Annotated in this window: 11 protein-coding genes; 6 read left to right on the forward strand and 5 right to left on the reverse strand. The window is 67.7% G+C overall.

All coding sequences use genetic code 11. The annotated features are described in order from the left end of the window. Nucleotides 1–118: 118 nt before the first annotated feature. The 4 genes from AC1DQP_RS09550 to AC1DQP_RS09565 form a co-directional block, all read right to left on the reverse strand. Nucleotides 119–1,243: an acyltransferase family protein gene (locus tag AC1DQP_RS09550; protein WP_457320204.1), complete on the reverse strand. Its 1,125-nt coding sequence runs from the start codon at nucleotides 1,241–1,243 to the stop codon at nucleotides 119–121. A 116-nt stretch (nucleotides 1,244–1,359) separates the two neighbouring features. Further along, the gene (locus tag AC1DQP_RS09555; RefSeq protein WP_478051480.1) at nucleotides 1,360–2,424 is read right to left on the reverse strand and encodes an ArsO family NAD(P)H-dependent flavin-containing monooxygenase; all 1,065 of its coding nucleotides are present in this window, start codon (nucleotides 2,422–2,424) and stop codon (nucleotides 1,360–1,362) included. 23 nt (nucleotides 2,425–2,447) lie between these two features. Continuing rightward, complete coding sequence (locus AC1DQP_RS09560) at nucleotides 2,448–3,011, reverse strand: DUF1003 domain-containing protein (RefSeq protein WP_457320208.1); 564 nt, start codon at nucleotides 3,009–3,011, stop codon at nucleotides 2,448–2,450. A 146-nt stretch (nucleotides 3,012–3,157) separates the two neighbouring features. Further along, nucleotides 3,158–3,547, reverse strand: coding sequence for a DUF2628 domain-containing protein (locus AC1DQP_RS09565; protein WP_256777404.1), 390 nt, complete (start codon nucleotides 3,545–3,547; stop codon nucleotides 3,158–3,160). Between the two features lie 175 nt (nucleotides 3,548–3,722). On the opposite strand from AC1DQP_RS09565, the gene AC1DQP_RS09570 reads away from it, so the two are divergent. Further along, nucleotides 3,723–3,923 (forward strand): hypothetical protein, encoded by a 201-nt coding sequence (locus AC1DQP_RS09570; RefSeq protein WP_256777405.1) that lies wholly within the window; start codon nucleotides 3,723–3,725, stop codon nucleotides 3,921–3,923. A 46-nt stretch (nucleotides 3,924–3,969) separates the two neighbouring features. On the opposite strand, the gene AC1DQP_RS09575 is transcribed toward AC1DQP_RS09570, so the two are convergent. Further along, the gene (locus AC1DQP_RS09575) at nucleotides 3,970–6,006 is read right to left on the reverse strand and encodes a TonB-dependent receptor domain-containing protein (RefSeq protein WP_478051481.1); all 2,037 of its coding nucleotides are present in this window, start codon (nucleotides 6,004–6,006) and stop codon (nucleotides 3,970–3,972) included. A 496-nt stretch (nucleotides 6,007–6,502) separates the two neighbouring features. Between AC1DQP_RS09575 and mdoH the strand changes: the two genes are divergently transcribed. Genes mdoH through hemC form a run of 5 tightly spaced genes read left to right on the forward strand, consistent with a single transcriptional unit; the run spans nucleotide 6,503 to nucleotide 11,840 of the window. Next, on the forward strand, nucleotides 6,503–8,410 hold the full coding sequence (gene mdoH / locus AC1DQP_RS09580; protein ID WP_457318527.1) for a glucans biosynthesis glucosyltransferase MdoH: 1,908 nt from the start codon (nucleotides 6,503–6,505) through the stop codon (nucleotides 8,408–8,410). A gap of 54 nt (nucleotides 8,411–8,464) precedes the next feature. Next, the gene (locus AC1DQP_RS09585) at nucleotides 8,465–9,130 is read left to right on the forward strand and encodes an alpha/beta hydrolase (RefSeq protein WP_457318528.1); all 666 of its coding nucleotides are present in this window, start codon (nucleotides 8,465–8,467) and stop codon (nucleotides 9,128–9,130) included. 3 nt (nucleotides 9,131–9,133) lie between these two features. After that, nucleotides 9,134–10,180, forward strand: a complete 1,047-nt coding sequence (locus AC1DQP_RS09590) for a sensor histidine kinase (RefSeq protein ID WP_478051482.1) — start codon at nucleotides 9,134–9,136, stop codon at nucleotides 10,178–10,180. Between the two features lie 10 nt (nucleotides 10,181–10,190). Continuing rightward, entirely contained in the window at nucleotides 10,191–10,919 is a 729-nt protein-coding gene (locus AC1DQP_RS09595) for a response regulator (RefSeq protein ID WP_256777410.1), read from the forward strand. Nucleotides 10,920–10,928: 9 nt separating this feature from the next. After that, the gene (gene hemC, locus AC1DQP_RS09600; RefSeq protein WP_457318530.1) at nucleotides 10,929–11,840 is read left to right on the forward strand and encodes a hydroxymethylbilane synthase; all 912 of its coding nucleotides are present in this window, start codon (nucleotides 10,929–10,931) and stop codon (nucleotides 11,838–11,840) included. Nucleotides 11,841–11,978: the final 138 nt, after the last annotated feature.

Genomic DNA, 11,978 nt, shown 5'->3' on the forward strand with positions numbered 1-11,978 from the left:
CCGGGCGGGTGTCCGCCGCTGCGCGCGGTGCTGCCCGCGCGCCGATGGCGGCCGTGGCCGGTGACGACTGGCAGACGTTCTGAACACCCGGCGCGCCGTGGATCGGCGCGCATGCGGATCAACGCGTGGGATCGGTGCTGCCCGTGGCAGCGGTGCGATGGCCGTTGATGGCGGCCAGCACCCGATGCCCGGCACGGATGCCGGGCACTTCAATCAGGCGATAGCCCACGTAGGCCAGTGGCACTGCGATGGCCAAGGTCAGTACGGCGCAGAGCAGGTAGGCCAGATCGGCCTGCGGTACCAGCAGCTGGATGCGCCGGAATACAGGTATCAACAGCGCCACGACGATGGGGTGCGCCAGATACAGGGAATAGCTGATCTGGCCCAGGTAGGTGGTCACGCGGTTGACCACCAGCGACAGGGGAAATCGCGACATGCCGATCAGCAGTGCGGCATACGCGGCGCCGAACAGTATCCAGCCGATGCCGGCACTCACGGCGGCGCGCGCGCTGCCCCAGGTCAATCCCACCAGCAACAGGCCCGTGCCGACCAGCACCGTCATGCAGCAACGGCGGGCACGGTTGGATGGCATTGCCTGCAGGGCCATGAACAGATGGTAGGCAAGCAGGCCGTACAAGAACACGGGCAGGTGGCGCAGCAGGCCGTAGTCGCCTACCGCTGCTACACCCGCCGGACCCAGTACCCCTGCTCCGGCCAGCAGGCTGGCCAGCGTACCCAGGACAGCGGCGCCCCAGGCGCGCCGCGGGCGGTCGATGACCCGGAACAGCAGGGGAAACACGGCATAGAACAGCATCTCCACGCCGATCGCCCAGCTCGCCCAGACGATGCCGGCCTCCCATCCTTCGAAGAGGTTGAAGGTGAAGGTGACGTTGGCCAGGATTTCAGCGCTTGGATGACCCGCATGGCTGCCGCGACCGTCGCGCCAGATCGAGAAGGCCAGCAGCACGAAGAACAGCGGTGCGATACGGAACACCCGATGCAGGTAGAAGCTGAGCAATGGCGTCGGCGTGCGTGCGTGGCGCGGCATCGTGTATGCCAGCGAGAAGGCACTGATGACGAAGAACAGCGCCACGCCGGTGCCGCCCATCGCCAGTACCGCGCCCGTCACCGCTCCCGTCGCAAGCGCGGGTGACGGCATCGCCATGACGTGGAACAGCACCACATAGACGGCAGCCAGACCGCGTAGGGCATCCAGGAAAGCGAGTCGGTTTGGTGCGGCCATGACGGTCCTTGTCCAGGCGGGCGGCGATCATCGTCGGCTCGGCAGATCGCGCCCAGAATGGGAGAAATGATCGGCGCATGCTACCACCGGCGTACCGCGTCGCCCGGTGCGGCTACTCACTTTGCCGACGCCACGCCCAGATACGCCTGCACCTCGGCCACCGTACTGCGCGCGCTGCGGGTCACGCCGATCAGCGTGGCCGAGGCCATTCCGGTCCACTCGCCGTAGCCCACCAGCCAGAGTCCGGGCAGGTCGCGTGCGGCGGTGCCATCCAGCGCCACCCGGCCGTCCACGTCGATCACGCCAAGCGCGTCCAGGTGTTCGAGGGCCGGGCCGAAGCCGGTGCACCACACGATCGCATCGAAGGCGCGTTCGCTGTTATCGGCCCAGCGCGCACCGCGCGCGGTGAGGGCATCAAACATCGGCAGGCTGTGCAGCACGCCGCGTGCGCGTGCATCACGAACACTGTCGACCATCACGATGTCGCCCAACCCGCCGCTCGGCGGAGGGGGCGTCTGTCCGGCCTGCAGCGCGCGCCAGCGCTCGGTAGCGCGCTGGAACAGCACGTGCCCGTCCACATCGTCGGGCAGGAAGCGTGGGGGTGTCAGTGTGATCCAGTCCGAGTGCGCATGCTGCGACAGTTCCGCGTGAATCTGCGCGCCCGAGTTGCCAGCGCCCACCACCGCCACGCGCTTGCCTGCCAACGCGTCCGGGCCACGGTACTGCGCCGAATGCAGCTGCAGCCCGGTGAACGCCGCCTGGCCGGGGTAAGACGGCCACTGCGGGTTGCGCCAGGTGCCGGTGGCGCTGATCACCGCACGGGCATGCCAGTGGCGGCCATCATCGGCGATCAGCGTAAACCGGCCATCGAGGCACTCCACGCGCTGCACGCGTACCGGTCGCTGCACCGGCAGTGCGTAGCGCTGCTCATAGCGGCGGAGGTAGTCCACCACCGCATCGCGATCGGGGTAGCTGTCGGCAGGCAGTGGCATCGGCCAGCCGGCGATACCACTGGAAGAGGCCGGCGAGAACAGCCGCAGCGATGGCCACGCGTGCTGCCACGCGCCGCCCGCCGAGGGTTCGGCATCCAGCAGGCAGAACGTCAGGCCGCTGCGACGCAGGAAATAGCCCAGCGCCAGTGCGGCCTGGCCGCCGCCGGTGACCACCACGTCATGGGACATCGCGGCGAGGCGGTCCGCGCTGTTCAATCCGCGGGCGGGGGCGTCGGTGCGCGCGCCACCAGCTCGCTCAGCAGGTCGATCTGGCGTTGCTGCTGCTGCAGGATCTGCAGCAGCGTGTCATGGCTGACCGCATCCACTTTTTCATGCAGCGACATGATTTCCAGCTCGGCCTTGAGGTTCACCTCGTAGTCGTAGGCGGCCATCTGCCGGTCCTTCATCGCCTGCCGGTTCTGGCTCATCATGATCACCGGTGCCTGGATCGCCGCCAGCATCGACAGCATCAGGTTGAGGAAAATGTACGGGTAGGGATCGAATGCAGTCTTGCCCAGGATCTCGCTGTTGAGCGCCACCCAGATCACCAGGGCGGCACCGAACAGCAGGATGAAGTGCCACGACCCACCGAAGCTGGCGACCTTGTCGGCCAGCCGCTCGCCGAAGGTGGACTGCTCGGCCAGGCGACGGTTGGGGTCATCGACCACCACGCGCCGCCCGATCGCGCGTTTGGCGACGGCGTCCAGGTCATGGGTCTGTCGGCCCAGCCAGCGCGCGGCGCGTTCGAGGCGATCATTGTTCGGTGAGGTGGACATGGGAGACTCCAGGGCGCGGTTGCCGGCAGGGTGATCGGCGCTGGGGAAAGGACGGGTGAGGGTCGCGCCGCGGCCCATGCGGCAGAACGAAAAGGCCCGGTCTTTCGACCGGGCCCTGGATCAACATCAATCCCGCAAGGCAGCGCTTACCAGCGCATGCCCGCAAAGGGGTTCCAGCTGGTGTCGCCCTTCACTTTCTCCAGGTAATAGGAGTAGTTGGTGGTGAGTGCGATGAGCAGCGACCAGGCGATGCCGACGCCACGGCCGACGACGTCGGGCATGAACGACACCAGGATCATCAGCACGATGGTGATGCCCAGGATGGTCAGCGCCTTGCGCCACATGCCCAGGATGAGCAGGTAGATCCAGCTGAAGAACAGGGCGAAGAAGTTGAAGTTGACCTTGATCTTCTGGCCGAACGGCAGCTCCTTGTAGGCGGCCTTGAACGCCGGGGTATTGGGCGCGCCGTAGGTGTTGAAGAAGTTGAAGCGGAACTGCCACTTCGGGCTGAACTGAGGGGTAGAGGTGGAATCCATATCCGTCTTATGTGGGTTGTAAACGGTTACATGATAGCGGCTGCCTATGTGCGGCCGCCAGTTTTCTGTCGCGCCGGGCGGGTTATCTGTCGTAGTGCAGAACCCGTCACACATCTGTCCGCAATTTCATATAGGGTGCGCATTCCGCGCGGCAGGGAGCCCCGCGGGAATTGGAATGCAACGAGATAACCAGACCATGTCCAGTGTTGTGATCACCGCTGAGCGTCCGCAGGCAGGCCCGCGGATCGCGCCGTGCCCGCAGGCTACCCAGGCCCAGCATCTGCTGGCGCACCTGCAGTTTTCCCAGCTCGGTTCGCGTGCGCTGACCAAGCCGCCGCTGGATGCCGACATCGCCGTGGCGGCGACGCCGGCCTGATCGGCCAGCGCGCGGAGCAGGCTCCGCGCGCTGCATCAGCGTCGCCTCAGAAGCGCGCGGTCATCCCCAGGAAGTAGCTGCGCCCGGCCACGAAGTAGTCGGTGGCGCCTTCGGCATACAGCTTCTTGTCGGCGATGTTGCTGACGCCCGCGCGCACGGTCAGTGCGTCGTTGACGTGCCAGGCCGCGGTCAGGTCGTACAGCGTGTAGGCCTTGATGAAGGTGCTGGCCACGCCATCCTGCTTGCCGGTGTACTGCGCCGAGACCGTGGTCGAGAACGCATCGATCGGGGTCCAGTCCACCGACGAATAGCCGGAGAACTCGGGGGTGTCGATCAGGTTCTCGCCGGTGGTGAGGTTCTTGGCCTCCTTCATCCAGGTGGCCGAGGTACGCCAGCGCCAGTGCTCACCCAGGCTCAGGTTGAAGTTGCCTTCCATGCCGCTGGTGCGGGCGCGGTCGACGTTGTCCATGCGCGTCCACCAGTACCCGTTGAAATAGCCGAGGGGTTCGTACTCGATCTTGTTCTTGAAGTCGGTATGGAAGTAGGTCAGGCCGGTATCGACGGTGCCGTTGTCGAAGTTGAAGCCGACCTCGCGATTAGTGCTGGTTTCCGGGTCCAGGTTCGGGTTGCCGGCCATGTAGCAGCTGCCGCTGATGTACCCCAGCGGGCGCAGCGAGCCGCAGCCGCGGCCACCGGATTCGGTCGCGGCCGAGGCGGCGTTCTCGGTCAGGCTGGGCGCGCGGAAGCCCTTGGAGATGCCGCCGCGCAGGGTCCAGCTTTCGGCCGGATGGTAGACCAGGTACGCACGCGGACTGACGTGGCTGCCGAACTGCTCATGGTGGTCCAGCCGCGCGCCCAGGGTGAGGGCAAGCGTTTCGTGCAGCTTCAGTTCGTCCTCGACGAACACCGCCCAGGTATCCACTTCCAGCGTTGAACCCGCCACCGGGTTGCCGGCGTAATCGACCGGGGCCTGGCCGATGGTGTCGGTGTTGGTCAGCTGCTGGCGCTTCCACTGGCCGCCGACGCTCAGCTGGTGATCCACCCACAGCGTGAACGGCGTGCTCAGGCTGCTTTCCAGGATCATGTCCTTGGCCTGCGAACGCCCGTTCGGACCGATGTCGTTCTTGAACTCGGTCCAGTAGCCGGTGACCTTGGAGGTGCCGAAGGACCAGTTGCCGGTGTGGCTCAGCGACAGGCTGGTGCGCTTGAGCTCGCTCGCGCCCCAGGCACCGTCGCCCTCGTCTTCCAGCGTGGTACTGGCGAAGGCCTGCTGCACGCCGTAGCCGGCCTCCAGCTCCAAGCGCTGCGCCTCGCTCAGCGTCCAGTCCAGCAGCGCGTCGACGTTGCGGTCCTTTTCACCGCCATACGCATTGCCGTACACACCACCGTTGCTGCGGTCGGAGGCGCGGTGAGTGTAGTTGGCCCCCAGGCGCATGCCGATGTTCTCGGTGAGCGGGCCGGAGAAGTTGGTGCCGATCTGCTGGGTATCGCCGCGCTTGCTGTCCTGCGGGGAGGTGTAGCTGTGCGTCGCGCTGCCGCCCCAGGTGTCACCGATGCGGCGGGTGATGATGTTGATCACCCCGCCCATGGCATCGGACCCGTACAGCGAGGACATCGGGCCGCGCACCACTTCGATGCGCTCGATCTGGTCCGGCGAGATCCAGTTGAGGTCCTGGCGGCCAAGATCGGGGCGATAGTTGGTCGAGGCCGAGCTGCCCACGCGCTTGCCGTCGATCAGGATCAACGTGTAGTTGGAGGGCATGCCGCGCAGCTTGATCTTGGATTGTTCGCCGGCGGCGCTGAGACCGCCGGTGACGCCGGGAACGCGGCTGAGCAGGGTGCCCAGGTCATGCACGGGCTGGCGTTCGATGTCTTCGCGGGTGATCACGCTGATGCTGGCCGGCGCATCCTTGATCCACTGCTGGTTACCCGAGGCGGTGACCACCACGGTATCCAGGTCCTTGGCGGCAGGATCGGCGGCAACCTCGGCCAGGGCGATGCCGGGGCTGGCCAGCAGCAGGCAGATGGCGACGGCGAGCGGGGCGCGGACCCGCCGCGCGGGGGAGGAGCAGAAAACAGACATGAGGGTCTTCCATGGAGGGAAATGGATCCCCGACCGGGAAGCGTCTGGCGATGTCAGTACGACGAAAGCAGGCAACCCGACCGGTGGGACTGCGCACGGCGGAGTGCCGGCGCGTCTGGGTGGGTAGTGCGGTATCGCATGCCTGCCTGGTTAACGGAATGATAACCGTTTACAAAATGAATGGGCAGAGGTCCACGGCGCAAGGTCTGCGGTGTTCTGTCGCAGCCGAGGCGCTCCCGGATTTGCTGAATGGGGACAAATCGACATACCAGCCTTCGCGCGCGGCTTACATTTGGCCCCCTATGCTGGGCCGCATTTTTCGCCTCAGTCCCGTTGGAGAGTTCGTGGGTTCCGGTAGTGACACACAACAGCTGCGTGCCGGTCACGGCCCTGCGCAGGTAGGATGCAAGGGCGCCGCTGGGCGTACCGGGATCTGGATGACCCTCTCCGCACCGGGCATGTCCGGGATGGCACCACTCACGCAGGATAGCCGCCGATGAGTGTGCAATCAGTCAAGACCGTGGTGGACGCCGGGCGCGCGACGCTGCCGGCCGAAGCGCCGATGCCGATGCCCGAGCAGTCCTTCCGCGACGGCCGGCTGAAGGTGCCGCGCCAGCGCACCGCACCGCGGTTGATGGCGCTGCGCCGCTTCTACATCCTGGGTGGCACCGCGGCGATGACCATCGGCGCCACCGTGATGATGTGGAAAGTGCTGGCGATGAACGGCATCACCGTGCTGGAGGCGTGCCTGCTGGTGCTGTTCGTGGCCCTGTTTGCGTGGATCGCGCTGTCTTTTGCCGGGGCGGTGGCGGGCTTCCTCACGGCGGTGTTCGACCGCGGCTACAAGCTGGGCATCGACCCGGACCAGCCGCTGCCGGTGGTGCATACCCGCACCGCACTGCTCATGCCCACCTATAACGAAGACCCGCGCCGGCTGCTGGCCGGCCTGCAGGCCATCTACGAATCGGTGGCCGAAACCGGGCAACTGGCGCAGTTCGATTTCTTCGTGCTCAGCGATACCCGCCGCGACGACGTCGGCGCGGCCGAGGAACAGGCCTTCGCCGACCTGTGCGATGCGGTGGGTGGGCATGGGCACCTGTTCTATCGTCGCCGTGGCGACAACAGCGGGCGCAAGGCCGGCAACATCGCCGACTGGGTGCGCCGCTTCGGCGCGGGCTACCCGCAGATGCTGATCCTGGACGCGGACAGCCTGATGACCGGGGACACCATCGTGCGCCTGGTGGCCGGCATGGAGCACAACCCCGACGTCGGCCTGATCCAGACCCTGCCGGCGGTGATCGGCGGGCGGACGCTGTTTGCGCGCATGCAGCAGTTCGGCGGCCGCGTGTACGGGCCGGTGATCGGTCGCGGCGTGGCCTGGTGGCACGGTGCCGAGAGCAACTACTGGGGCCACAACGCGATCATCCGTACCGAAGCCTTCGCCGACAACGCCGGCCTGCCCGCGCTGCCCGGCAAGCAGCCGTTCGGCGGCCACGTGCTCAGCCACGATTTCGTCGAAGCCGCGTTGATGCGTCGCGGTGGCTGGGCCACGCACATGGTGCCGTACCTCAAGGGCAGCTACGAAGAAGGCCCGCCCACCCTCACCGACATGCTGGTGCGCGACCGCCGCTGGTGCCAGGGCAACCTGCAGCACGCCAAGGTGGTCCGCTCCAAGGGCCTGCACTGGGTCAGCCGCATGCACATGATGATCGGCATCGGCCATTACTTCACCGCGCCGATGTGGGGGATGCTGATGCTGGTGGGCATCGCCATCCCGCTGTTCCAGGGCGGCATCGACTTCAACGAAGTACTGCATCTCTCGCCCGGCGTGTACTGGCGCCACCAGGACGAAGAGAAGGTGATCCGCATGTTCGCCATCACCATGGTGGTGCTGTTGACCCCCAAGGTGCTGGGCTACGTGGCAATGCTGCTCGACCGCGTCGATCGGCGTGGCTGTGGCGGCGGCATCCGCGCATTCGTGTCGATGCTGCTGGAAACCGTGCTGGCTGCCCTGATGGCGCCGGTGGTGATGTACGTGCAGTCGCGCGGCGTGGCCGAGGTCCTGGCCGGCAAGGATTCGGGCTGGGATGCGCAGCAGCGTGACGATGGCGGCATCTCCTGGCCGGCGCTGATCCGCGGCTACGGCGGGCTGAGCGTGTTCGGGCTGTTCATGGGCGCGCTGGCCTATGCGGTGTCGCCCTCGCTGGCGGCGTGGATGGCCCCGGTGGTGATCGGCATGGTGCTGGCCATCCCGGTGGTGGCGCTGACCTCCTCGCGCAGCGCCGGCACGCTGATGCATCGCCTGCGGCTGATGGAGATTCCCGAAGAAACCGCACCGCCCAAGGTGCTGGTGCGCGCCGCGCAACTGCGCCGGGCGGCGGCCGAGCACACCACCGCGGGCTGACCGGCAGGCCCGGCGGCGCTGCATAATGCGGCTTCAATGTCTTGGAGTCGCCCCATGCTGGACAGCGTCATCAATGAAACCGGCACCGACCCGCAATGGGCGGTGCTGTGGCTGCACGGCCTCGGTGCCGACGGCAACGACTTCGCGCCGATCGTGCCCGAACTGCTGCGCCCGCACTGGCCGGCGATCCGCTTCGTGTTCCCGCATGCGCCGGTGCAGCCGATCACCATCAACAACGGCGTGCCGATGCGGGCCTGGTACGACATCGTCAGCATGGACTTCCGCTCGCGTGCCGACGCCGCCGGCGTGGATGCGTCGGTGCAGGCGCTGGATGCGTTGATCGAGCAGCAGATTGCCGGCGGCATTCCCGCCGAGCGGATCCTGCTGGCCGGCTTCTCGCAGGGTGGTGCGGTGATCCTCAGCGCGGTGCTGCGCCGCACGCGCCCGATCGGTGGGCTGATCGCGCTGTCCACCTACCTGCCTGACCCTGAAAATGCAGCCGCGCAGCGCGCGCCCGACGGCATCCGGCCGCCGGTGTTCATGGCCCACGGCACGCAGGACCCGGTAATCCCGCAGGCGGTCGCCGCGCATACCGCGCAGACCCTCAAGGACCTCGGCTTCCCGCTGGCGTGGCATTCCTACCCGATGGCCCACCAGGTCTGCGCCGAGGAACTGCAGGCGCTGGGTGACTGGCTGGACGCGCGTTTCCAGGCCGCCTGAGCCATGACCGACCCCCGCCAGCTGCCCTGGTTGCCCGAACTGTGCCGCCTGCCGCGGCTGGCGGCGATGCTCGGCCTGGCCGAACTGGTGGTGGTGGTGGTCGCGCTGGCGCCGGACGGCAGCCGTCACTGGCGCCTGTCCGACTTCCTGTCGGCCAGTGGCTTCGCGGTGTGGCTGGCGCTGGCGGTGACGGTATGCCTGTGCGTGGCGCGCACTGCGTTGTCGCGCCTGCCGGAGGCGGTCGGCACTGCGCTGGCGGTGACCATGACCGCATTGATCGCCGCGCTTTGCGCCGGCGYCGTGCATGGCCTGTACGGCGTGCTCGACACCCAGGGGTTCGCCCAGCAGGTCGGGTTCTGGCGCTTCACCCTGGGCAGCGCCACCATGACCGCGTTGATCGTTGCGCTGGCGCTGCGCTACTTCTACGTCAGCGATCGCTGGAGCGCGCAGACCGTGGCCAACGCGCGCGCGCAGGCCGATGCGCTGCAGGCACGGATCCGCCCGCATTTCCTGTTCAACAGCATGAACCTGATCGCCAGCCTGGTACGCCGGGATCCAGTCGTTGCCGAGCGCGCGGTGCTGGATCTGTCGGATCTGTTCCGTGCCGCGCTCGGGGCGGGCGAGGGGGATTCCACGCTGCGCGATGAGTGCGAACTGGCCGAGCGCTACCTGTCGATCGAATCGCTGCGGCTGGGCGAGCGGCTGCAGGTGCGGTGGGAACGCGACGAACCGCTGCCGTGGTCGCTGCCGATGCCACGGCTGGTGCTGCAGCCGCTGGTCGAAAACGCCGTGCTGCACGGCATCTCGCGCCTGCCCGGGGGCGGCACCATCGTCATCGCGCTGTCCTGCACGGGCAACCAGCTGCACGTCCGCGTGCACAACCCGGCGCCGGATCCGCAGGCACGGGCGCTGCCGCTGGCACAGGGCGCCGGCCACGCGCAGCGCAGCATCGCGCACCGCCTGGCCTGGCGCTTCGGCCCGTCCGCGCGGATGACGGGGGCATGGAGCGACGGCTACTATGCCTGCGACATCACCGTTCCGGTGCCCTGAGGAAACAGACGTGAAGGTGGTCATCGCCGACGACGAACCGCTGGCCCGCGAGCGCCTGCGCAGCCTGCTGGCCGAGCAGCCCGGGGTAGAGGTGGTGGCCGAGGCCGAAAACGGCGAGCAGGCCCTGCATGCCTGTGCCGAACTGCAGCCGGACCTGGTGCTGCTGGACATCGCCATGCCCGGCCTGGATGGCCTGGAGGCCGCGCGTCACCTGGCCACCTTCGACCCGCGCCCGGCGGTGGTGTTCTGCACCGCCTACGATGCGCATGCGCTGTCGGCGTTCGAAGCGGCGGCGATCGACTACCTGATGAAACCGGTGCGTCCCGAGCGCCTGGCCGCCGCGCTGGAACGCGCGCGCACCTTCCTGGCCGGCCGCAGCGGGCAACCCAGCGCACCCAGCCAGCAGGTGCGCACGCTGCTGTGCGCACGCCTGCGCGGCAGCCTGCGGCTGATCCCGATCGAAGACATCCATTACCTGCAGGCCGAAGAGAAGTACGTGGTGGTGCACCACGCCCGCGGCGAGGACCTGATCGAAGAATCGCTGAAGTCGCTGGAGGAGGAATTCACCAACCGCTTCGTGCGCATCCACCGCAACTGCCTGGTCGCCCGCCATGAGCTGATCGAGCTGCGACGAAATGGCGCAGGCCAGGTCCAGGCCGTGCTGCGCCATGGCAAGGCGCCGCTGGAAGTGAGCCGCCGCTGCGTGGCCAGCATCAAGCAGGACCTCAAGCACCTGTAAAATGGGGGCATGAAGACCCTGCGCATCGCCACCCGAAAGAGCCCGCTTGCCTTGTGGCAGAGCGAACACGTCGCCGACCGCCTGCGTCAGGCGCATCCGGGGCTGGACGTGGTGCTGGTGCCGATGAGCACCCGCGGCGACGAAGTGCTGGACCGCTCGCTGGCCGCGATCGGCGGCAAGGGCCTGTTCCTGAAGGAACTGGAGCTGGCGATGCTGCGCGGCGAGGCGGACTGTGCGGTGCACTCGCTCAAGGACGTGCCGATGGAGCTGGACGCGCCGTTCGCGCTGCCGGCGATGCTGACCCGCCACGATCCAGCCGATGGCTTCATCTCCAACCTGTACGCCTCGGTGGACGCGCTGCCGCTCGGCGCGCGCGTGGGCACCTCGTCGCTGCGTCGCCAGGCCCAGCTGCGCGCGCTGCGCCCGGACCTGGAACTGCTGGACCTGCGCGGCAACGTCAACACGCGCCTTGCCAAGCTGGACAACGGCGGCTACGACGCGATCGTGCTGGCCGTGGCCGGGCTGGAGCGGCTCGGCCTGGGCAATCGCATCGTGGCCCGGCTCACCGCACCGGCGTGGCTGCCCGCACCGGCGCAGGGTGCGGTGACGGTGGAATGCAACGGCGAGGACGCCCAGGTGATGGCGCTGTTCGCCGCGCTGGACGATGCGCGTACCCGCGCCTGCGTGGAAGCCGAGCGTGCGATGAACCGCGCGCTGCATGGCAGCTGCCATGTGCCGGTGGCCGGCTTTGCCCAATGGGAAGGCGAAGATCTTTTCCTGCAGGGCCTGGTCGGCGGCGTGGCCGATGGGCGCACCGTGCGTGCCGAGGCGCGTGGCCCGGGCAGCGATCCGGAGGGATTGGGGCAGTTGGTGGCGCGTGGGCTGCTGGACGGTGGCGCGGGTGAACTGCTCGCGGTGTGAGGGGCGCGCTCAGCCGACCAACGGTCGGCTCTACGAGGTGTCGGCAGCCGACCAACGGTCGGGTTTACGGGGTGTCGGTAGCCGACCAACGGTCGGCTCTACGGGGTGTCGGTAGCCGACCAACGGTCGGCTCTACGT

The organism is Stenotrophomonas sp. P5_A8, assembly GCF_056400545.1.